We start from the raw sequence: 21,592 nt of genomic DNA on the forward strand, positions 1-21,592 counted from the left end.
AGGGACTGCGTACCGAAAAAGGACTGAGGGGTGCAGGGGTCTAGCGGAAGCGGAACGCCTTCATCAGGCGGAGGCTGCGGCTCATGAACGCCGCGTACTGCTCGTCGTCCATGCCGAAGGCGGGCGCGAGGGGGATCAGCCGCTGCTGCGCCACGGTCTGGGCCTCGGTGTACTTGAGGATGCCCTCCGAGCCGTGCCGGCGGCCGAGGCCCGAGTCCTTCATGCCGCCCATCGGCGACTGGACGCTGCCGTACGCCGGTGCGTAGCCCTCGTTGATGTTGACCGTGCCGGTGCGGAGCTTCGCGGCGACGGCGTGGCCGCGGCGGCCGTCCTTGGTCCAGACGGACGCGTTCAGGCCGTACGCGGTGGCGTTGGCCCGCTCGACGACCTCGTCCTCGTCGGTGAAGCGGTAGACGGAGACGACGGGTCCGAAGGTCTCCTCGGTGCACACCGCCATCGGCTCCTGGACGTTCTCCAGGATGGTCGGCTCGTAGAAGAGCGGGCCGATGTCGGGGCGGGCGATGCCGCCCGCGACGACCTTGGCGCCCTTGGCGACGGCCTCCTCGACGTGCCGGGTGACCGTTTCGAGCTGCCGCTCGCCGACCAGGGAGCCCATGTCGGCGCCGTACGCGAGGGAGTTGCCGAGGCGCATGGCCTTGGTGCGGGCGGCGAAGCGCTCGACGAACTCGTCGGCGACCGACTCGTGGACGTACAGCCGCTCGATGGAGATGCAGAGCTGGCCGGCCGAGGAGAAGCAGGCGCGCACGGCGCCGGCGGCGGCCTTCTCGACGTCCGCGTCGTGCAGGACCAGCATGGCGTTCTTGCCGCCGAGTTCGAGGGAGACGCCGACGAGGCGGGCGGCCGCGCCCTGGGCGACCTCGCGGCCGGTGCGGGTGGAGCCGGTGAAGGACACGTAGTCGGCGTGCTTGACGACCTCGGGCCCGACGACCGGGCCGTCACCGAGGACGACCTGGAAGACCTCCGCCGGGAGACCGGCCTCGATGAGGAGGTCGCGGGCCCACAGGGCGGTGAGCGCGGTCTCGGTGTCGGGCTTCATGACGACCGCGTTGCCGGAGACGAAGGCGGGCAGCGCGTCGCCGACGGACAGTTCGAGCGGGTAGTTCCAGGGGGCTATCTGCCCGACGACGCCGCGCGGCTGGCGCAGTTCGGTGACCTTGGTGAGGGTCGGTACGACGCCGGTGTGGCGCTTCGGCTTGAGGTACGCGGCCGCGCGGCGGCCGTAGTGGCGGGCGGCGACGGCGACGGCCTGGACCTCTTCGTGGGCGTGCAGCCGGGCCTTGCCCGTTTCGAGCTGGATGAGGTCGAGTACCTCGGCCTGCCGCTCCAGGACCAGGTCGTGGAAGCGGAGGAGGACGGCGGCACGCGCGCGTACCGGCGTCGCGGCCCACACGGGCTGTGCGGCGCGGGCGCGGGCGAACGCCTCGGCGACGTCCTCGGGGGTCGACTCGGGCAGCTCGGCCAGCCGCTCCCCGGTGAACGGGGTGTGGTTGGCGGTCCGGCCGGAGCCGACGACGCCACGGGTGAGCTGGGCGACCACTTCGGGTGTGACCACGTCGGCGGCGGTGCGGGCGCCGGCCGGGGCAGGGGCTACCGGGTTCGTGCCGAGAGGCGTGGCGGGGGGCTGCGGAGCCGTCGTCTCCGGCGTTCCCGTCGTGTCCGTGGTGTCCGTCATGGGGGCGAGGGTATTCCGGAAGACGCCCGTGCGGTACCCGCCGGTAACAGCTTTTCACGGGGCGCTCACACCGTGCCAGCGTTCGCTGGCAAATAAGCCCTGATCAGGAGTGCGACACCCAGAACGAATCCAGAACGGTGTCGAAGTGACGCTTCAGCTCATCGAGCCGGGCCGGCGGCGCCGAGACCCACACGTCATACGTCCGCCCTCCCTCGTCCCAGCACAGGTCGAAGGTGCGCCGCGCCCCCGGTGAGCCGGAGAAGCCGTTCCAGGTGAACTCCCACAGCGCGGCCGGCAGCCCGTTGTGCGTCGTCGGCGTCACCTTGGCGGCGCGGTAGCCGGGGTAGGTCTCCGGACCCTCCGCGTGGGCGCGGCGCATGATCCCGAGGGGCCCGTCCGCCTCCGGGGCCTGGGTGCGGATGCCGATCCGGAACGCCTTGTCGGGCGACATGTAGTAGACGCGCCTGCCATCGGTGGAACGGACGTATCCCTTGGGCACGGTCAGCGAGAAGCCACGCGGATCGGAAACGGAGCGGTATCCGGTTGGCACGCGGGCGTGGGTGGGGGCGGAGGTGGTGCCCTCGCCCGAGCCCGAGCCGGAGCCCGTGCCGGCGCTGGTGCCGGGGGACGTGCCCGGGCGGGGGCCGGGGCCGGTGCCGGTGCCGGCCGCCGCACCGGGGGTGTTCGGGGCGGTGGGCGTGTCCCGTGGCGGCGAGACCGTGGCCGTCGGGTGGTCGCCGCCTCCGCCTCCTCCGCCTCCGAAGCCGTCGCCCCGCACCAGCAGCACGCCCGCCGCGCCCGCCCCGGCGAGGGCCACGAGCAGCACGGCGGCCACCAGCGGCGTACGGAGACGGCGGCGGGCCGGGCGGTCGGCGCGCGGGGGCACCGCGGTCACGGCGCCCACGGCGTCCTCGCGTGGCGGGACCCGGTCGACGGGGGCGTCGGCGCGGGCGGGCACCCGGTCCTGGGCCCGCCCGCCGGCCTGGCCGCGCTGCGCCCGGCCACGGGCCCTGCCGTGGCGGCGGGAGCGCTCCGGGACGGCGTCGGAGGGCGCGGACCGGGCGGCGGCGTCCTCGCGTGGCGGGACGGCGTCGGCGTACGGCCCGGCGGCGCCGGTCGCCCGGCCGGTGTAGGACAGCGGGGCCGCCTCCTGGGCCCGTGCCTCGTACCCGCGCCCCTCGTACCCCCGCCCCTCGTACCCGCGCGGCCGCCCTGCCTCCGCGTACGCGCGCAGCAGCCGCTCCGCCTCGGCCGCGCCCATCCGCCGCGCCGGGTCCCGCTGCAACAGGCCGCGCACGACGGGCAGGAGGGGCCCCGCCGCGGCGGGCGGTCTGAAGTCCTCCTCCACGACCGCGTGCAGCACCCCGCCCAACGAGTCCCGGTGGAACGGCGACTGGCCGGTCAGCGTCGCGCACAGCAGCGCCCCGAGCGACCACAGGTCCGTCTCCGGACCGGCCTGCGCGCCCTGCATCCGCTCCGGAGCGGTGTACTCGGGCGAGCCGACGAACATCCCCGCCTCCGTGATCGTCGTCGATCCGGCGAGCTGCGCGATGCCGAAGTCGGTGAGGACCACCCGCCCGGTGCCCTCCTCCAGCAGGACGTTGGCCGGTTTCAGGTCCCGGTGCAGGACGCCCAGCGCGTGCGCGGCGCGCAGTGCGCTCAGCAGCGCCAGGCCGACGCGTGCCGCCTCACGGGCGTCCAGCGGGCCCTGGGCCGCGATCCGCTCGGCCAGCGAACGTCCCTCGACCAGCTCCATGACGATGTACGGAACGCCGTCCTCCTCGACCACGTCATGGACGCAGACGATGTGGGGATGGTGCACGCGCGCGATGGCGCGCGCCTCGCGGAGGGTGGGGTACACGGCGGTCCCCACGTCGACATGGAGCTCCTTGACGGCGACGCGACGGCCGAGCAGCTCGTCGTACGCCCGCCAGACCGTGCCCATGCCTCCTCGCCCGAGCCGGGCATCCAGCCGGTAGCGTCCGACGATCCGCCGTTGCTGCCCTGATCCGGACACGGCACATCCCCTCTGCTCGCGCCGAGGGTCACTCCTCGGCGGGACGCCAGCCGCGCAGCATGATGTCGAACTGCTCCCGCGTCACCGGCCAGTCGGCCTCGGGAGCGGACATGTACAGCGCGTACTCGGTTCCGTCGTCCGCGTAGTACACCTGGTCGATCGCGCGCCGCTCACCCGCGTTCGCGCTCTTCTCGACCCAGGAGAACTCCCACAGACACGATTCCAGTTGATCACGGAACGTATTCGCGTGCAGCTCCTTCCGCTCATACTGGGGAAGCCTCTTCTTCAGCCCTTTCTCGATATCGAGCATGTGAAGACAGGGATTTTCGAAGTCGGGTGAGGCGTCGACGCTGATACGGATGAGGTGACGGCCGTTGTCGGGGGTGTAGTCGATCTGACCGCCTTCCGTCCGGCGCTTCCAGCCCTCCGGTACGAGAAGGCTGAAACCCGACGGGTCCTCGACCCGCTCCCAGCCATCCGGGACGGTCTGTGGTGCCTGCCCGTTCCGGTCGGCGGTGGTGTCGCGGGCCGTGTCGTCGTTCCCGTACCGCATGACGGCGAAACCAGCGGCGGCGCCCACGACCGCCGCGAGGACGGTGACGAGGGCGGCAGTACGCCAACGGCGGCGGTGAGGTGACGGGTTGCCGGCGGCGCCCGCCGGCCCCTCCCCGGGCGTCCGCCGGTCCGGGGGCCCGCCCTCACGGTGCGGGCGCTCGGAGGCACCTGCGGCACCGGAGGCACCGGCGACCGCAGGCGTGGGGCCGGTCGCGGAGGCGCGGGAGTCGGCGGCGGTGCGGGACCCGGCTGTGCGGGACCCGGCTGTGGACGTGGCGATCGCGGGAGCGTCGTCCTGCCCGGACTCCGGAAGTGTCACGGTCACGGCCGCCAGCTCCTCGCGGCTGATCGACCGCGTCGGAACGTATGCCTGCGCGGCGGCCGGGGTGCGGCCCTCCATGGCCTCCAGCAGCATGCGTTCGGCCTCGGTGGCGTCCGGGCGGTCCGCCGGGTCCTTGCGCAGCAGCGCGACGATGACGGGCCCGAGGGCGCCCGCGTGCTCGGCGGGCGGCGGCTCCTCGGTCACCACGGCCTGCATGACGCTCAGCGGCGAGGTGCGGTGGAAGGGCGAGGTGCCCTCGACCGCGGTGTAGAGCGTGGCGCCGAGCGACCAGAGGTCGGAGGCGGGGCCCGGGTCGCCGCCCCGTACCCGCTCGGGAGCCAGGTAGTCGATGGAGCCGACGAGTTCCCCGGTACGGGTGATGGTGGAGTCGCCCTCGATGGCGGCGATCCCGAAGTCGGTGAGCAGCACCCGGCCGTCGTGGGCGAGCAGCACGTTGCCCGGCTTGACGTCCCGGTGCAGGACTCCGGCGGCGTGGGCGGCGCGCAGCGCGCCCAGGACGTGCAGTCCGATACGGGCCGCCTCGCACGCGTCGATACGGCGATTTTCGGCCGCCTTCGCGGCGTCGGCGAGCGAGGGCCCGTCGACGTACTGCATCACGATCCAGGGGCGGTCGTCGTGCTCCAGCACGTCATGGACGGTGACCACGCCGGGGTGGGAGATGCGGGCGGCGGCGCGCGCCTCCTTCTGCGTACGGGCGTGCAGAACGGCCCGGTCGGCCTCCGAGACGTACTTACCGGCCGTGAGCTCCTTGACGGCGACGGTACGGTGCAGCACTTCGTCGTGGGCGCGCCAGACCTTGCCCATGCCGCCGCGGCCGATGACCTCGCTCAGCCGGTAGCGCCCGGCGAGTACGAGTCCCGCGCCCATGCCTTGAGAGTGTTCCACTGTCCCCCGCTCGTTCCTTCGGAGGCCAGGTTACGGAGGGTTGTGCCGTGGCCGAAACCTCGGGGTTGCCAAGGAGACCGCTCCGTGATCCGCATCAGCGCGTGGAGCGGTAGACCTTGACGGCCTGTTGGTAGATTTCGGACACCTTGTCGCGCTGGCTCTCCGGGCCGATGACCTGGATGACGTGGTACCGGTCGCCGACGACGAGTGCCAGGTTCCGGACGTACACCTCCCGGCCGTTGACGTCCGTCCAGGTGAACTGGCCCTCCGCCATGACCTGTCGGCCCACGTCTATCCGGCGCAGCCCGGTGGCGGTCGCCCAACTGGACTCCCGCCAGGGCTGGAGCTCGCGCTCCTTGGTGCGCTGGTACTCCAGGGGGTCGCTGCCGCCCGCCTGGACGGTGTCGCGGCCGGGAACGACGATCAGGGTGAAGTCACCGCCGGTGTAGCGAACCTGGCCCACGTCGTTGATGGGGCTGCGCCGCCAGCTCTTGTCGACGCCGATGCGGAAGCCCTCCGGGTCGTCACGCTCCGTGTAGCCGGCCGCCATGTCGGGGCTCGCCGCGCCGGACGAACCGGGCGTGACGGTGTTGGTGGACGGCGCCTGGCCGCCGGGGCTGGGCTGTTGCTGCGGCGGCTGCTGCGGATCGTCGGACTGTCCCGACTGCTGGGGCTGCTGTGGTTGCTGCGGCTGGGGGGACTGCTGGGGGGACTGCGGGGCCTGCCCCCGGTCCTGCGGCTCCGCCTTGGGCATGAACAGCACGGCGTACGCGATGGCGGCGGCGAGCGCGAGCAGTATGGCGAGCAGGAGCGTACGGCCGAGGGCGCGCGGCGTACGCGTGGTGCTCGTCGGCGGCTTCACTCTCTTGCTGTGGCGGTGGCGCCCGTGGGTGGTGCCGGGCGCCCGGGAGCGGCGCCTGCGCACCAGCTCGCCCCGGCGGCGTACGACGGGCAGCCGGGTGCCGTCCTCGGACGGCATCGGCACGATGCCGTTGCCCGCGTCGGGCTCCGGCGCCGACCGGATGAGCGAGCGCAGCCAGCCGCGCAGCTCCTCGAAGTCCGGCCGCTCGGTCGGGTCCTGGCGCAGCAGCGACTCGACGACCGGGCGCAGCGGGCCGCACTCCTCGGCGAACGCGGGCGGCTCCGCGCACACGAGCTGGACCAGCTCGGCGGCGTTCTCCTCGGGGTACGGGGCGTGGCCCTGGACCGCCCGGTAGAGCAGCGCGCCGAGCGCCCACAGGTCGGTGGCGGGGCCGATGGGCGGCGCCAACTGCCAGGTCTCGTGGACCGGCCCGGCCTGTTCGGGCGCCCAGCGCTCCGTCACGGCGCCGACGACGGCGATCCGGGCCTGACGGGCGCGCTCGGCGGCCAGGGGCGTGGCGGGGCCCCGGTAGCGGGGGGCGGCGGGCCGGGTGCCGCCCGGTTCGGCGGGCGGTTCCCCGTGCGCGGGGGCAGGGGTGCGGGCGCCGCGCTGGGCGTCGGCGCGGAGTGCGTCCCGGGTTCCGTACGGGGAGATGCCGCCGCCCGCCGGAACGGAACCGGAGCCGGAGCCGGGGCCCGAGCCGGGGCCGTCGTTCCAGACGCCGGTCAGCAGGGCGCGCCGGGGTGCCTCGCCCTCGCCCGTGTCGTCGTCATCGTCGTCGAGGTCGGCGGTCTGCGACCACCACTGCGGCTCGTAGTCGGCCGGGGTGCCGCCTGCCGGGGCCGCCGGGCCCTTCGGCGGGGGCGGCAGGGGGATGGCGGCGCCCGCCTCGCCGGCACGGGCGGCGGCACGCGCCCCGGCGCGGTAGGCGGCGATGGCGCCGGACCGGGCCGCGCGGTCGTCCGGCGGGGCCGGTTCGTGGCGGGTGGGCGGCTGCGGGAGCGTGGGCGAGGCCAGCTCGTACCCGGGCGCGAGGGCGGGGAGCGGGGCCGGACCGGGACCGGGGCCGGGACCGGGACCGGGGGCGGGCTCCGCGGCGGCCGGTGCGTACGGGAAGTCGTCGTCGGCGTCCGGATCCGGGTCCGGCACCGGGGCGTACCCGCACAGGGCCTCCTCCGCGGCGCCTGCCGCGAGCCCCGTCAGCACGACCCGCCCGTCGTCGCAGACCAGCACCGTACGGACCGTGATGTTCCGGTGGACCCAGCCGTGCGCGTGGAGGGCGCGCAGCGCGGTGAGCACGTCGGAGCCGATCTCGGCCGCCCGGTACGGACTCAGCGGCTTCTCCGCGAGCAGTGCCGCCAGCGGCCGGGCCGCCACCAGTTCACTCACTATCCACAGGGACCCGGCCTCGGCGAAGACGTCGAAGACCTGGTCGAGCCGTGGGTGGTCCGGGATCTGCGCCGCGGCCTGCGCGGCCTCGATGGCCCGCCGTACCGCCGGGTCGGAGGACCGGCGGACGGCACGGCCGACCGGAGATCTGTGCGGCGGCACGCGCGTCCCGGCGTGCCCGCCCGGACCGGTCGGCCCACCCGGCCCGGCAGGCCCCTCGCTCTCCACGAACTCGGCGTCGACGACCTCCGGCAACGGCAACTGCCGGACCAGCACCTCCTGGCCGCTGTACGTGTCGAAGGCGCGCGTCTCGACGAGCTCGTACTCGTCCGAGGGCGGCAAGGGCAGGCGGTAGCGGTCGGCGAGCACCCTTCCCGCGTAGTCGTCCACGACGCCGCCTCCCCACGAGCGCGCTGTCCCCCGGCTTCGCAGACCGTACGAAACCGTCAATTCTGGTCGTCTCGCGTGCAGTTACCCGCTGTTTCCGGCTGTGTACGGTCTACGAGCTCTCACGATACGGGGCCTTGGTCAGTCCTTGGGGCTGAACGTCGCGAACGCCGTATCCCGCAGCGTCTTGCACTCCGCGCCGTTCCACTCACCGGACTTGCAAGTGATCATGATCGAGTAACCGCGCTTCGCGTCGACCTTGAAGCCGCGGTTGAGCACCCGTACCCGCTCACCGTTCTGGTCGCGCTCGAACTGCCAGTCCGCGACCGTCGGATAACCCTTGTAGTCGACCTTGTCGATTCCATGATGCTTGTAGCCACTGACACTGGCCTTCAGGCCGACCCACGCGGCTCCCCAGGCAGCGGCGGCATCGTCCCCGGGGCTGTTGGTGAAGTCGACCTGGACGCGCGGGAACCCGCCGCTCACGCTGAATATGCCGCCCGAGTTCTGTCCCGCTATGGCCGTCATGCGGAAGTTCGACGGCATGGCCATGGTGAAGTGGAACCGGTCGTTGCTGACCATGGCGTACCCGGCCGGCAGTGACCCCGCACCGTTGCCCGGGCCGGCCCCCGTACCACCGGACGGCTTCACGCCGCCGCTGCCGTTCCCGCCTCCGGTGCCGGGCTGTGCGCCGCCGCCCTGTTCCTTGCCCTGCTCGCCGTCGGGCTGGTCGTTGTTGCCGCCGGTGGCGCCCGCGGCCGTGGAGCCGGCCGACGCCGTGCGGTCGCCCCCAGGCGTGCCCTGGCCCTTGGCGCCCGGCTCGTCGTCGCCGCTGAGGGCGAACGCGAGCACGGTGGCGATCACGGCCAGTGCGACGACCACGGCGACGATCACCAGCGTGCGGCGCGGCACCACATCGGTGAGCGGCGCCCGCACGGGAGCCGCCGGGCCGGAACGCCCGGTGGACGCCGGCCCCGGCGTGGGTCCGGGCTCCGCCTTGGTGGTCGCCGCGGCGTTGCGTACGGAACGCAGCGCGCCGCGCATCCGCTCCGCCGCCGCGTCCGCCATCTCCTTGGGCTTGGCGGTGGGCCCCTCCCCGGGCAGCGGGAGCAGCGGGACGATCCGCGTGACCTCCGGCGACGGCTCGGCCGACGGGGCCACGGGCTCGTCGGGCGCGTGGATCACGTCGTTGAGCAGCGCGCGGGCGCCCGCGTCGTCGAGCCGCTTGGCCGGGTCCTTGTGGAGCAGGCCGTAGATGACCTCCTCCAGCGGGCCCGCGTTCTTCGGCGGATCGAGCTGCTCGGTCATCACGGCGGTCAGGGTCGCGATGGCGGAACCCTTGTCGTACGGCGGGCAGCCCTCCACGCACGCGTACAGCAGGCCGCCCAGCGACCACAGGTCCGCCGCCGGGCCGGGCTTGTGACCACGGGCCCGCTCCGGCGAGATGTACGAGGGCGCGCCGACGAGCATGCCGGTCGAGGTGATGGACGGGTCGCCCTCGACCTGCGCGATGCCGAAGTCGGTGAGGACGACCCGGCCGTCGTCCGCGATGAGGACGTTGGACGGCTTCACGTCCCGGTGCAGGATGCCCTCGCGGTGCGCGGAACGCAGCACGTCGAGGATGGCCAGGCCCACCTCGGCGGCACGCTTGGGCGTGAGGACGCCGTCCTCGCGTACGGCGTCGGCGAGCGACTTGCCCTCGATCAGCTCCATGACGATCCAGGGGCGGTCGTCCTCGTCGACGACGTCGTAGACGGTCACGGCGCCGTTGTTGCGGATGCGGGCGATCGCCTTGGCCTCACGGAGGGTACGCGTGATGAGGCGGCGCTTCTCGTCCTCGTCGATGCTGTTGGGGAAGCGCAGTTCCTTGACCGCGACGGTACGGCCGAGCGTCTCGTCGACCGCCCGCCAGACGGTGCCCATGCCGCCGCGCCCGAGGACGCCGCCGAGCCGGTACCGCCCCGCGAGCAGCCGGCCCTCGCTGGTCGGCCGCGCCGCCCCTGACGCCGTGCCGGTCCGGCCGTCGCCGCGCCCGGCACCGGCACTGGTACCGGCACCGGCACCGGCACCGGCACCGGCGCTCGGCTTCGCGGCGGCCTCCGAGGCTGCGGCCGGCGCTGCCTTTCCGGTCGGCTTGCCGCTGCCCTTGGGCGCCGTGGAGTCCTGGGGGTCCTTCGGCTCCTTGGGCTCCTTGGGCTGCTCGGAGGCGTCGGCCGCCGTGGAGCTCTTGGCGTTCTTGGAGAGGGGCACTTGGGCGTCCTTGGGGGCCGTTGCCTTCTTGAGGTCCGTGGAGCCCTTGGGGTCCGTGGACCCCTTCGACCCCTTGACGTCCCCGGCTGCCTCCGAGCGCGCCGCGGGGACCGAACGGCCCGCGCCGGACGTGCCGGTGGACGACGGCGTCGCCTTGCCCGACTCGTCGTCAGCCGCCCCCGTGGCGTCGGCTTGCCGGTCCGCGTCCCGCTTCACGCCCGCGTCCTTGCCCGACCGGGGAGCGGGAACGGTACCGTCCGTCTCCTTGCCCGAGGGGCCGCCGGACTCGCCGGCCGCCGCCTTGGGCCGGCCCGCGCCCAGTTGCATGGTCGCGTCCTTGACCGGCCCGGTGCCCGACGTGACGGGTGCGTCCCCGGCCGGCTCGGCGCCCGGTTCCGTGTCCGGCCCGTCCGCGCCGACGCCCGACGTCGCCGCGTCCCGCTGAGGTTCCCGAGCCGCGTCCCGCGACTGCTCCGCTCCCGACATGCGTCCCCTCTGCGATCCCTGATCCTCGCCCGCGCCTGCCGCTTCCGCGCGATGCGGTAACCCGCCCTGGAAGAGCGTCCATTGTCTCTCACTCCGGGACCGGCGAATCTCCCGGGTCCTCCGTCCGTCAGGATGGGCCCCGAAGAAGGGACGCCAGGATGCCACTGCCTCGCGCGCGGCTCGCCGCTCCGCTGGTCACCGCCCTGCTCGTGCTGGGCACCGGCCCGCTGTCGGGGGAACCCTCCCCCACCCCTCCCTCCGCCGTTCTGCCACGGCTCGTCTCCGAGGGCAACGCCCCGGCCGCGGCGATGCTGTCCGCCTCGCCCGCCGCGACGCGGTTCCAGACGGCCGGTCACGGCATCGGGCGCGCCGACCGGTTCCGCGCGGGCAGCATCACCAAGACGTTCGTCGCGACGGTCGTCCTCCAACTCGCCGCCGAGGGCAGGCTGCGCCTCGACGACCCCGTCGGCCGTCACCTGCCCGGCGTGCTCCCCGGCGAGGCCGGCCGACGCGTCACGCTGCGCGCCCTGCTCACCCACACCAGCGGCCTGCCCGACTACACGAAGAACACCACCCCCCGGTCACCCACGGCCGGCACCCACCCGGCACCCACGGCGCGGACCACCGCGCGTCAAGCCGTCCGGCGGGCGCTGACCCGGCCGCTGGGGCCCGCCGGCCGTTACGCCTACTCCAACACCAATTACGTCCTGCTCGGCCTCGTCATCGAACGGATCACCGACCGCCCCTACGCGGCCGAGGCCCGCCGACGCATCATCAGGCCCCTTCGCCTCACCGGCACGTCCTTCCCCGGCACCCGGTCCGCCCTGCCCTCCCCGCACGGCCGGGCGTACGACGCCGCCGGCCGGGACGTCACCGCGCTCGACCCGCGCACCGCCGACGCGGCGGGCGAGCTGATCAGCACCCTCGACGATCTGAACCGCTTCTACGCCGCCCTCCTGTCCGGCCGCCTCCTCCCCGCGCCCCAGCTCCGCGACCTGCTCAGCACCCGGCCGGCGAGCGGCCCCTACGGCATGGGGATCTACCGCCGCACCCTGTCCTGCGGCACCACGGTGTGGGGCCACAACGGCCACATCACCGGCAGCTACGTCCGCACCGCCACGAGCCGCGACGGCCGACGCACCGTCACCTTCCGGGTCAATACGGACGCCGTTCCCCGCAGCACCCTCAAGGCACTGGAACCCGCGCTCCTCGAAGCCGAGTTCTGCCGCGGTGCGAGCAGCCGGCGCGGCCACGAACCGGCGAAGCCCGGCGCGCCCCGCGCCTCCTAGAACCGCACGCTTCAGAGCGGCACGATGTCCGGCGCGCCGAGCCGTGCCGCGTCCGCCGTCAGGTCGTCCGGCTGTCGCTGGGACTCCCGCTCCGCCTCCACCCGCTTCTCGTAGTGCTCCACCTCCTTCTCGATGTGCCGTTCGTCCCAGCCCAGGACCGGCGCCATCAACTCGGCGCACTCCCGCGCGCTACGGGTGCCCCGGTCGAACGTCTCGATCGAGATGCGGGTCCGCCGGGTCAGCACGTCGTCCAGGTGCCGGGCGCCCTCGTGCGAGGCGCCGTAGACGATCTCGGCGCGCAGGTAGTCGTCGGCGCCGCCCAGCGGTTCGCCGAGCTTCGGGTCGGCGACGATCATCTCCAGCAGCTCCTCCGCCAGGGAGCCGTACCGGTTCAAGAGGTGCTCCACTCGCGCCACGTGAAGCCCCGTCCGGGCGGCGATGCGGGCGCGCGCGTTCCACAGTGCCCGGTATCCCTCGGCGCCCAGCAGCGGCACGTCCTCGGTGACGCAGGACGCCACGCGCGTGTCGAGGCCGTGCACCGCCTCGTCCACCGCGTCCTTCGCCATCACCCGGTACGTCGTGTACTTGCCGCCCGCCACGACGACGAGGCCCGGCACCGGGTGGGCCACGGTGTGTTCGCGCGACAGTTTGCTCGTCGCGTCGGACTCGCCGGCCAGCAGCGGCCGCAGCCCCGCGTACACGCCCTGCACGTCGTCCCGGGTGAGCGGAACGGCCAGCACGCTGTTCACGTGCTCCAGCAGGTAGTCGATGTCGGCGCTCGACGCCGCCGGGTGGGCCTTGTCCAGGTCCCAGTCGGTGTCGGTGGTCCCCACGATCCAGTGGCGGCCCCAGGGGATGACGAACAGCACCGACTTCTCCGTGCGCAGGATCAGACCGGTGCTCGAGTGGATCCGGTCCTTGGGCACGACCAGGTGGATGCCCTTCGACGCCCGTACGTGGAACTGCCCCCGCTCCCCGATCAGGGCCTGGGTGTCGTCCGTCCACACCCCGGTCGCGTTGACGACCTGTTTGGCCCGGACCTCGTACTCGCCGCCCGCCTCCACGTCCTGCACCCTGGCGCCGACGACCCGTTCACCCTCGCGCAGGAAGCCGATCACCCGGGCCCGGCTGGCGACGTGCGCACCGTAGCTCGCGGCGGTCCGCACGAGCGTCGCCACGAACCGGGCGTCGTCCATCTGCGCGTCGTAGTACTGCAACGCCCCGACCAGCGCGTCCTTCTTCAGCGCGGGCGCCACCCGCAGCGCCTGACGCCGTGACAGATGCCGGTGCACGGGCAGCCCGCGCCCGTGCCCGGAGGAGACGGACATCGCGTCGTACAGCGCGACGCCCGTGCCGGCGTAGAGCCGCTCCCAGCCCTTGTGCTGGAGCGGGTAGAGGAACGGCACCGGTTTCACCAGGTGCGGGGCGAGCCGCTCCAGCAGCAGTCCGCGCTCCTTCAGGGCTTCCCGGACGAGCGCGAAGTCCAGCATCTCCAGATAGCGCAGCCCGCCGTGGATGAGCTTGCTCGAGCGGCTGGAGGTGCCCGACGCCCAGTCGCGGGCCTCGACCAGTCCGGTCGCCAGTCCGCGCGTCGCCGCGTCGAGAGCCGTCCCGGCGCCCACCACTCCGGCGCCCACGACCAGCACGTCCAGTTCGCGATCGGCCATGGCCGCCAGCGCCTCCGCGCGCTCGGCGGGTCCCAGTGTCGCTGTCCTCACCGCTGCCTCCCGTCGCCCCCGTGTGGTCGGGCTCACAGACTCGATTCTGTCCCGGCCCTCCGACTTCAGCCACCGCCTGTGGACAACACTCGGCCGAACCACAGCTCGCAATGCCACATAACGGTCATATTTACGCCTAGTCTGACATTGCATACCGCTCGTTCTGTCCACAGGACTTGCGTGCCTCGTCCACTCCGGCTACTGGGAAGGACGGCATCACCCATGCCCGCAGACCTCGCCGTCATCGGCCTCGGCCACCTCGGCCTGCCCCTCGCCCAAGCCGCCACAGCCGCCGGTATCGACACCATCGGCTACGACACCGACCCACGTCCCGTGGCGGAACTGGCGGCCGGCCGGCCACCGGTCGACGGCTCGCTCACCGCCTCGGAGATCCGCCGGATGCTCTCGGGGGGCTTCCGGCCGACCACCGACCCCGCCGAACTCGGCCGGGTCCGTACCGCCGTCATCTGCACCCCCACCCCCGCCGGCGCCGACCGCACACCGGACCTGACCGCCGTCGCCGACGCGGCCCGCGCGCTCGCCACCCGGCTGCGCCCCCACACCACCGTCCTGCTCGAATCGCCCGTCCATCCCGGCACCACCGAGGACATGCTGCGCCCGCTCCTCGAAGCCGGTTCGGGCCTCAGGGCCGGCCGTGACTTCCACCTCGCGTACTCCCCCGGCCGCCTCGACCCCGGCAACCGCGCCCACGGCTTCGCCCACATCCCCAAGGTCATCGGCGGCCTCACCCCCGCCTGCACCGAATCGGCCGCCGCCTTCTACGGCCGCCTCACCGACAAGGTCGTACGGGCCCGTGGCCTGCGCGAGGCCGAGACCGTCAAGGTGCTGGAAACCAACTTCCGCCACGTCAACATCGCCCTGGTCAACGAAATGGCCGTGCTCTGCCACGAACTCGGCGTCGACCTGTGGGACGTCATCCGGTGCGCCGAGACCAAACCCTTCGGGTTCCAGGCGTTCCGGCCCGGGCCCGGCGTCGGCGGCCATGGCGTCCCCATCGACACGATCGGCCCCCACCGCCCGCTGCGCCTGGTGGAACTGGCCGGCCAGGTCAACGAACGCATGCCCCAGTACGTCATCCAGCGCTGCGCCACGCTCCTCAACGAGCACGGCAAGTCCGCGCGCGGCGCCCGCGTCCTGCTGCTCGGCGTCACCTACAAGCCCGACCTGGCCGACCGGGAGGCCTCCCCCGCGACCGAGATCGCCCGCCGCCTGATGGACATGGGCGCGGTCGTCAGCTACCACGATCCGTACGTCGCCGACTGGCGCGTGCGCGATCTGCCGGTCCCCCGGGCGGACTCCCTGTACGAGGCGGCAGCCGCGGCCGACCTGACGGTCCTGCTCCAGCACCACCGTACGTACGACCTCCAGGGGCTGGCGGTGAAGGCCCAGCTCCTGCTGGACACCCGCGGGGTCACCCCGGCGGGCGCGGCACACCGCCTGTAGACCCGAAAGGAAGGGCCCGCACCGGCATCCGGTGCGGGCCCTGGAACCCTGTCGGGGCGAGGGAGGGTCAGCGCTTGTGCTGGGCGTCCGCGACGGTGACCTCGACGCGCTGGAACTCCTTGAGCTCGCTGTAGCCCGTCGTCGCCATCGCCCGGCGCAGCGCGCCGAAGAAGTTCATCGACCCGTCCGGCGAGTGCGACGGACCGGTCAGGATCTCCTCGGTCGTCCCGACCATGCCCAGGTCGACCAGCTTGCCGCGCGGCACGTCCTCGTGGACGGCCTCCATGCCCCAGTGGTGGCCCCGGCCCGGCGCGTCGGTCGCCCTGGCGAGCGGGGAGCCCATCATCACCGAGTCGGCGCCACAGGCGATCGCCTTGGGCAGGTCACCGGACCAGCCGACGCCGCCGTCGGCGATGACGTGGACGTACCGGCCGCCGGACTCGTCCATGTAGTCCCGGCGCGCGGCCGCGACGTCCGCGACGGCGGTCGCCATCGGGACCTGGATGCCCAGCACGTTACGGGTGGTGTGCGCGGCCCCGCCGCCGAAGCCCACGAGCACGCCCGCGGCGCCCGTGCGCATCAGGTGCAGGGCGGCGGTGTATGTGGCGCAGCCGCCGACGATGACCGGGACGTCGAGCTCGTAGATGAACTGCTTCAGGTTCAGCGGCTCGGCCGCGCCCGACACGTGCTCGGCGGAGACGGTCGTACCGCGGATGACGAAGATGTCCACACCGGCGTCGACGACGGCCTTGGAGAACTGGGCGGTGCGCTGCGGGGAGAGCGCGGCCGCGGTGACCACGCCCGAGTCGCGCACCTCCTTGATGCGCTGCCCGATCAGCTCCTCCTGGATCGGGGCGGCGTAGATCTCCTGCAGACGGCGGGTGGCGTTCGCCTCGTCCAGCTCGGCGATCTCGTCGAGCAGCGGCTGCGGGTCCTCGTACCGCGTCCACAGACCCTCGAGGTTCAGGACGCCGAGGCCGCCGAGCTGGCCGATGCGGATCGCGGTCTGCGGGGAGACCACCGAGTCCATGGGAGCGGCCAGGAACGGCAGCTCGAAGCGGTAGGCGTCGATCTGCCAGGCGATCGAGACCTCCTTCGGGTCCCGGGTGCGCCGGCTCGGTACGACGGCGATGTCGTCGAACGCGTACGCCCTGCGGCCGCGCTTGCCGCGCCCGATCTCGATCTCAGTCACGATGTGTGGCCTTTCCCTCTACGTCTGCGCCTACCAGTATCCCCGACACGCGCGTGGGGGGCGGTTCCGGCCGTATGCCGGGACCGCCCCCCACGCGCGCGTGGATACTTCCTCGGTTACTTCCTGCTACTTCCTGCTGTAGTTCGGCGCCTCGACGGTCATCTGGATGTCGTGCGGGTGGCTCTCCTTGAGACCCGCCGACGTGATCCGGACGAACCGGCCCTTGGACTCCATCTCCTCGATGGTGGCGGCGCCCACGTAGCCCATGGTCTGGCGCAGACCGCCGACGAGCTGGTGCAGCACGTTGGACAGCGGGCCGCGGTAGGGCACCTGGCCCTCGACGCCCTCGGGGACGAGCTTGTCGTCGGTGGCGACGTCGGCCTGGAAGTAGCGGTCCTTGGAGTACGACCTGCCCTGGCCACGGGACTGCATGGCGCCGAGCGAGCCCATGCCGCGGTACGACTTGAACTGCTTGCCGTTGATGAACAGCAGCTCGCCCGGGGACTCCTCACAGCCGGCGAGGAGGCTGCCCAGCATCACGGTGTCGGCGCCGGCGGCCAGCGCCTTGCCGATGTCGCCGGAGTACTGAAGGCCGCCGTCGCCGATCAGCGGGATGCCGGCGGGACGGGCGGCGAGGGAGGCCTCGTAGATGGCGGTGACCTGCGGGACGCCGATACCGGCGACCACGCGGGTGGTGCAGATGGAGCCCGGGCCCACGCCGACCTTGATGCCGTCGACACCGGCGTCGATGAGCGCCTGGGCGCCGTCGCGGGTGGCGACGTTGCCGCCGATCACATCGACGCCCACGCTCGACTTGATCTTCGACATCCAGCTCAGGGCGTTGCTGTTGTGGCCGTGCGAGGTGTCGACGACCAGGAAGTCCACCCCGGCCTCGGCGAGCGCCTGGGCGCGCTCCAGCGCCTCGGGGCTGGCGCCGACGGCGGCACCGACGAGGAGGCGGCCCTCGGCGTCCTTCGCGGCGTGCGGGTACTTCTCGGCCTTGACGAAGTCCTTGACGGTGATGAGGCCCTTGAGGATGCCCGCGTCGTCGACGAGCGGCAGCTTCTCGATCTTGTGGCGGCGCAGCAGCTCCATGGCGTCCACGCCGGAGATGCCGACCTTGCCGGTGACCAGCGGCATCGGCGTCATGACGTCCCGCACCTGCTGGCTGCGGTCGGTCTCGAAGGCCATGTCACGGTTGGTGACGATGCCCAGCAGCTTGCCGGCCGGGTCGGTGACCGGGACGCCGCTGATGCGGAACTTGGCGCACAGGGCGTCCGCCTCGGCGAGCGTCGCCTCCGGGTGCACCGTGATGGGGTCGGTGACCATGCCGGACTCGGACCGCTTCACCAGGTCGACCTGGTTGACCTGGTCCTCGACGGAGAGGTTGCGGTGCAGCACACCGACGCCGCCCAGCCGGGCCATGGCGATCGCCATGCGGGACTCGGTCACCTTGTCCATCGCCGCCGAGAGCAGCGGGATGTTCACCCGGACATTGCGGGAGATGCGGGACGAGGTGTCGACCGCGTTGGGGAGCACCTCGGATGCGCCCGGCAGCAGCAGCACGTCGTCGTAGGTCAGCCCGAGTGTCGCGAATTTCTCGGGCACTCCGTCGACGTTGGCAGTCATGACACCTTCCCCAAATGGCCTTGATCGGTGCGGATGTCCATGCTAACGGCCCGCGGCCGTGTCTCATTCCACGAGCAAGATCACCCGGAAGGTTTGTACGTTCACACGTACGGACGCACCCGTACGTGCGGCTCACTGCTCGGCGAGGGCCCGCAGCCGGCTGAGCGCGCGGTGCTGTGCGACCCGTACCGCACCCGGGGACATGCCCAGCATCTGGCCGGTCTCCTCGGCGGTCAGGCCCACCGCGACCCGCAGCACCAGCAGTTCGCGCTGGTTCTCCGGAAGGTTGGCGAGCAGGCGCTTGGCCCACTCGGCGTCGTCGCTGAGCAGCGCGCGCTCCTCGGGGCCGAGGGAGTCGTCGGGCCGCTCGGGCATCTCGTCGGAGGGCACCGCGGTGGAGCCGGGGTGCCGCATGGCGGCCCGCTGGAGGTCGGCGACCTTGTGGCCGGCGATGGCGAAGACGAACGCCTCGAACGGGCGTCCGGTGTCCTTGTAGCGCGGGAGGGCCATCAGGACGGCGACGCAGACCTCCTGGGCGAGGTCCTCGACGAAGTGGCGCGCGTCACCGGGCAGGCGGTTCAGCCGCGTACGGCAGTAGCGCAGGGCCAGTGGGTGGACATGGGCCAGGAGATCGTGCGTGGCCTGCTCGTCGCCTTCGACCGCACGGTGTACGAGTGCACCGATGGCCCCGTGGGCATGGGCCGCCTCGTCGTCGCGCATCGGTCCATGGTGCCTTGGCGTCCGCTCGTCCGCGGCACCGCGTCCACCGTTGTGCACCGAAGCGTTATGAGCAGGTGCGCCGGAACTCATCTCCTGCGCCCTCCCCTCCCGCTCGATCGACTCGTCCCCGAGGAACTCCACCCTTCAAGGATGCGGCATCGAGCCGGAAACAGATATCGGGCCTCCGTCGCCCCGTCCGCCGCGCGGCGGACGGGGATCGATACGGTCACGTGCTAGCGCACCAGGCCCCAGCGGAACCCGAGCGCGACCGCGTGCGCCCGGTCCGATGCGCCCAGCTTCTTGAACAGCCTTCTGGCGTGCGTCTTCACCGTGTCCTCGGAGAGGAAGAGCTCCCGGCCGATCTCCGCGTTGGAACGGCCGTGGCTCATGCCCTCCAGCACCTGGATCTCACGCGCGGTGAGAGTGGGCGCGGCGCCCATCTCGGCCGAGCGCAGCCGGCGCGGGGCGAGCCGCCAGGTCGGGTCGGCGAGCGCCTGGGTGACCGTGGCCCGCAGCTCGGCGCGCGAGGCGTCCTTGTGCAGGTACCCACGGGCGCCGGCGGCGACGGCGAGCGCCACGCCGTCCAGGTCCTCGGCGACGGTGAGCATGATGATGCGGGCGCCGGGGTCCGCGGAGAGCAGCCGGCGGACGGTCTCCACGCCGCCCAGACCGGGCATGCGTACGTCCATCAGAATCAGGTCCGAGCGGTCCGCGCCCCAGCGGCGGAGGACTTCCTCGCCGTTGGCCGCGGTCGTCACGCGCTCGACGCCGGGCACCGTCGCGACGGCGCGGCGGAGCGCTTCTCGGGCAAGCGGGGAGTCGTCGCAGACGAGGACGGATGTCATGGCCGTCCTCCGCAGCTAGTGCGCGTCACCTTGAGCCTCCAGGCTGGTTACGTTTCGTCACCTGTGCGGTTGACGCTCCCGGACATCTGCCCGAGCGCTTGTTCTTTCAACCGCCTCCGCACTCTCAACGACGGTCACTCGAAAGAGTTACGGGTTCGCCCTCCCCCTTCGGCACTCTACGTGAGGGAGCGCGTACGGAGGAGAGCGACGCAGGTCACCGTTCCTTCACCCAGAGCTATGCCCCATTTAGCGGCTTTTCCTTCACTTTGTCGGTGTCTATGGCTAGATTCGCAATGAGTCATATTTACATCTACTTAGACAGTAGTTGTACGGTCGTGGCTGTATCAGCCCACTCACCAGCTCAGTACCGGAACCAAGGGGACATGCGCCATGGCAGATTTCTCCCGCCTTCCCGGACCCAACGCCGACCTGTGGGACTGGCAGTTGCTCGCGGCCTGCCGGGGGGTCGACAGTTCGCTCTTCTTCCACCCCGAGGGGGAGCGCGGCGCGGCGCGGAGTGCGCGCGAGAACTCGGCGAAAGAGGTCTGCATGCGGTGCCCGGTCCGCGCGGAGTGCGCGGCCCACGCACTGGCCGTGCGGGAGCCCTACGGCGTATGGGGCGGCCTCACCGAGGACGAGCGCGAGGAGCTCATGGGACGAGCCCGCAACCGTCTCATCACCGCGTCGTCGGGAAATTCCGCCAGCGCCTGAAGGAACGTTTCTTCTACGACTCTTCCACGACTCTCATCGACTCCCGTCGACCCGCACCGACTCCCTGCCACGACCCCCGCAAGGCCCACAGGGGCGGCCGCCCCTGGCCGCCCCTTCGCCATGCCCGCCTCATGCCATGCGCACCTCACGCCCGGTGCGCCTCGCGCCCGGTGCCGGGACGCGGGCCCTACGCCAGGGCGGCCGCGCGCGTGAGCTGGTCCAGCGTCGCGGCGACCGCCGGGACCTTGGCCAGGTCCGGGAGGGTGAGGGCGACGATCTCCCGCTCGACGGCCGGCTCCACCGCCACCGTCCGGGCGCCCCGGGGGCGTACCGAGCGGATGGCCAGCTCGGGCAGGACCGCGACACCGAGGCCCGCGCCGACCAGGCCGACCACCGCCGGGTAGTCGTCGGTCGCGAAGTCGATGCGCGGGGTGAAACCGGCGCCCTCGCACACGTCCACGAGCTGGCGGCGGCAGCGCGGACAGCCCGCGATCCAGGACTCCTCGGCCAGGTCACCGATCGCCACCGCCTCCTCGTCCGCGAGCCGGTGGCCCTCCGGGACCAGTCCGACCAGGCGGTCGGCGAGGAGCGGGCGTACGACGAGGTCGTCCCACTCCGCGACGGCCGGGCGGTAGCGGAAGGCGAGGGCCACGTCGCAGTCGCCGTCGCGGAGCATCTCGACCGAGCGGGGCGGTTCGGCCTCGACGAGGGACACCCGGGTGCCGGGATGGGCCGCACGGAGTGCGGCGAGGGCGGTGGGGACGAGGGTTGAGCTGCCGCTCGGGAAGGAGACCAGGCGGACCCGGCCGGCGCGCAGGCCCGCGATGGCGGCGATCTCCTCCTCGGCGGCGGTGAGGCCCGCGAGGATGCCGGAGGCGTGGCGTACGAGCGCCTCACCGGCCTGCGTGAGGCGCATCTCGCGGCCCGTACGGATCAGCAGCGGCGTGCCGGCGGACGATTCGAGGGCCTTCATCTGCTGGCTGACCGCGGGCTGGGTGCAGCCCAGTTCGCGCGCGGCCGCGGAGAAGGAGCCGGTGGTGGCGACGGCGCGGAGGACGCGCAGATGACGGGCTTCAATCACCCTTCGACTATAAGCGGCGCTTGGGGCCCGCGCGAAATATCCGCTCGATGCTTTGAGGCGGCTCGGTTAGCGTGTC

The 21,592-nt window shown here is 72.7% G+C and carries 14 protein-coding genes; 3 read left to right on the forward strand and 11 right to left on the reverse strand.

The annotated features are described in order from the left end of the window. Positions 1–40 precede the first annotated feature (40 nt). The 5 genes from ACZ46W_RS29200 to ACZ46W_RS29220 form a co-directional block, all read right to left on the reverse strand. Positions 41–1,693: a succinic semialdehyde dehydrogenase gene (locus ACZ46W_RS29200; RefSeq protein ID WP_468343736.1), complete on the reverse strand. Its 1,653-nt coding sequence runs from the start codon at positions 1,691–1,693 to the stop codon at positions 41–43. A gap of 103 nt (positions 1,694–1,796) precedes the next feature. Further along, on the reverse strand, positions 1,797–3,638 hold the full coding sequence (locus ACZ46W_RS29205) for a serine/threonine-protein kinase (protein ID WP_468343739.1): 1,842 nt from the start codon (positions 3,636–3,638) through the stop codon (positions 1,797–1,799). 100 nt (positions 3,639–3,738) lie between these two features. Beyond that, on the reverse strand, positions 3,739–5,475 hold the full coding sequence (locus ACZ46W_RS29210; protein WP_468343742.1) for a serine/threonine-protein kinase: 1,737 nt from the start codon (positions 5,473–5,475) through the stop codon (positions 3,739–3,741). 112 nt (positions 5,476–5,587) lie between these two features. Further along, positions 5,588–8,134 (reverse strand): protein kinase, encoded by a 2,547-nt coding sequence (locus tag ACZ46W_RS29215; protein WP_468343745.1) that lies wholly within the window; start codon positions 8,132–8,134, stop codon positions 5,588–5,590. Between the two features lie 138 nt (positions 8,135–8,272). Next, positions 8,273–10,867, reverse strand: coding sequence for a serine/threonine-protein kinase (locus ACZ46W_RS29220; RefSeq protein ID WP_468343748.1), 2,595 nt, complete (start codon positions 10,865–10,867; stop codon positions 8,273–8,275). A 158-nt stretch (positions 10,868–11,025) separates the two neighbouring features. On the opposite strand from ACZ46W_RS29220, the gene ACZ46W_RS29225 reads away from it, so the two are divergent. After that, positions 11,026–12,156 carry a serine hydrolase domain-containing protein gene (locus ACZ46W_RS29225; RefSeq protein ID WP_468343751.1) on the forward strand — a complete coding sequence of 377 codons (1,131 nt, stop codon included), beginning with the start codon at positions 11,026–11,028 and terminating at the stop codon, positions 12,154–12,156. An 11-nt stretch (positions 12,157–12,167) separates the two neighbouring features. Here ACZ46W_RS29225 and ACZ46W_RS29230 read toward each other — a convergent pair whose 3' ends face one another. Continuing rightward, positions 12,168–13,874 carry a glycerol-3-phosphate dehydrogenase/oxidase gene (locus ACZ46W_RS29230; protein WP_468343754.1) on the reverse strand — a complete coding sequence of 569 codons (1,707 nt, stop codon included), beginning with the start codon at positions 13,872–13,874 and terminating at the stop codon, positions 12,168–12,170. Positions 13,875–14,096: 222 nt separating this feature from the next. Here ACZ46W_RS29230 and ACZ46W_RS29235 point away from each other — a divergent pair, with 222 nt between their 5' ends. Further along, complete coding sequence (locus tag ACZ46W_RS29235; protein WP_468343757.1) at positions 14,097–15,338, forward strand: nucleotide sugar dehydrogenase; 1,242 nt, start codon at positions 14,097–14,099, stop codon at positions 15,336–15,338. A gap of 67 nt (positions 15,339–15,405) precedes the next feature. Here ACZ46W_RS29235 and ACZ46W_RS29240 read toward each other — a convergent pair whose 3' ends face one another. From ACZ46W_RS29240 to ACZ46W_RS29255, 4 genes are all read right to left on the reverse strand, one after another. Continuing rightward, on the reverse strand, positions 15,406–16,530 hold the full coding sequence (locus ACZ46W_RS29240) for a GuaB3 family IMP dehydrogenase-related protein (protein WP_468343760.1): 1,125 nt from the start codon (positions 16,528–16,530) through the stop codon (positions 15,406–15,408). 126 nt (positions 16,531–16,656) lie between these two features. Then, a complete protein-coding gene (gene guaB / locus ACZ46W_RS29245) occupies positions 16,657–18,159 on the reverse strand; it encodes an IMP dehydrogenase (RefSeq protein WP_468343763.1) in 1,503 nt (500 codons plus the stop codon). Positions 18,160–18,291: 132 nt separating this feature from the next. Beyond that, complete coding sequence (locus ACZ46W_RS29250; RefSeq protein ID WP_073753561.1) at positions 18,292–18,879, reverse strand: sigma-70 family RNA polymerase sigma factor; 588 nt, start codon at positions 18,877–18,879, stop codon at positions 18,292–18,294. A 233-nt stretch (positions 18,880–19,112) separates the two neighbouring features. After that, positions 19,113–19,724, reverse strand: coding sequence for a response regulator transcription factor (locus tag ACZ46W_RS29255; protein WP_003948568.1), 612 nt, complete (start codon positions 19,722–19,724; stop codon positions 19,113–19,115). A gap of 390 nt (positions 19,725–20,114) precedes the next feature. Between ACZ46W_RS29255 and ACZ46W_RS29260 the strand changes: the two genes are divergently transcribed. Further along, positions 20,115–20,435, forward strand: a complete 321-nt coding sequence (locus tag ACZ46W_RS29260) for a WhiB family transcriptional regulator (RefSeq protein ID WP_468343766.1) — start codon at positions 20,115–20,117, stop codon at positions 20,433–20,435. Between the two features lie 187 nt (positions 20,436–20,622). Here ACZ46W_RS29260 and ACZ46W_RS29265 read toward each other — a convergent pair whose 3' ends face one another. Next, positions 20,623–21,516: a LysR family transcriptional regulator gene (locus ACZ46W_RS29265; RefSeq protein ID WP_468343769.1), complete on the reverse strand. Its 894-nt coding sequence runs from the start codon at positions 21,514–21,516 to the stop codon at positions 20,623–20,625. Positions 21,517–21,592 lie beyond the last annotated feature (76 nt).

The organism is Streptomyces sp. NPDC031064 (genome assembly GCF_055570965.1).

Bases quoted from the DNA above. Each gene is read 5' to 3' on its own strand.
- ACZ46W_RS29200 (WP_468343736.1), bottom strand. From the start codon at position 1,693: ATGACGGACACCACGGACACGACGGGAACGCCGGAGACGACGGCTCCG.
- ACZ46W_RS29205 (WP_468343739.1), bottom strand. From the start codon at position 3,638: ATGGGCACGGTCTGGCGGGCGTACGACGAGCTGCTCGGCCGTCGCGTC.
- ACZ46W_RS29210 (WP_468343742.1), bottom strand. From the start codon at position 5,475: ATGGGCGCGGGACTCGTACTCGCCGGGCGCTACCGGCTGAGCGAGGTC.
- ACZ46W_RS29220 (WP_468343748.1), bottom strand. From the start codon at position 10,867: ATGTCGGGAGCGGAGCAGTCGCGGGACGCGGCTCGGGAACCTCAGCGG.
- ACZ46W_RS29225 (WP_468343751.1), top strand. From the start codon at position 11,026: ATGCCACTGCCTCGCGCGCGGCTCGCCGCTCCGCTGGTCACCGCCCTG.
- ACZ46W_RS29235 (WP_468343757.1), top strand. From the start codon at position 14,097: ATGCCCGCAGACCTCGCCGTCATCGGCCTCGGCCACCTCGGCCTGCCC.
- guaB (WP_468343763.1), bottom strand. From the start codon at position 18,159: ATGACTGCCAACGTCGACGGAGTGCCCGAGAAATTCGCGACACTCGGG.
- ACZ46W_RS29250 (WP_073753561.1), bottom strand. From the start codon at position 18,879: ATGCGCGACGACGAGGCGGCCCATGCCCACGGGGCCATCGGTGCACTC.
- ACZ46W_RS29255 (WP_003948568.1), bottom strand. From the start codon at position 19,724: ATGACATCCGTCCTCGTCTGCGACGACTCCCCGCTTGCCCGAGAAGCG.
- ACZ46W_RS29260 (WP_468343766.1), top strand. From the start codon at position 20,115: ATGGCAGATTTCTCCCGCCTTCCCGGACCCAACGCCGACCTGTGGGAC.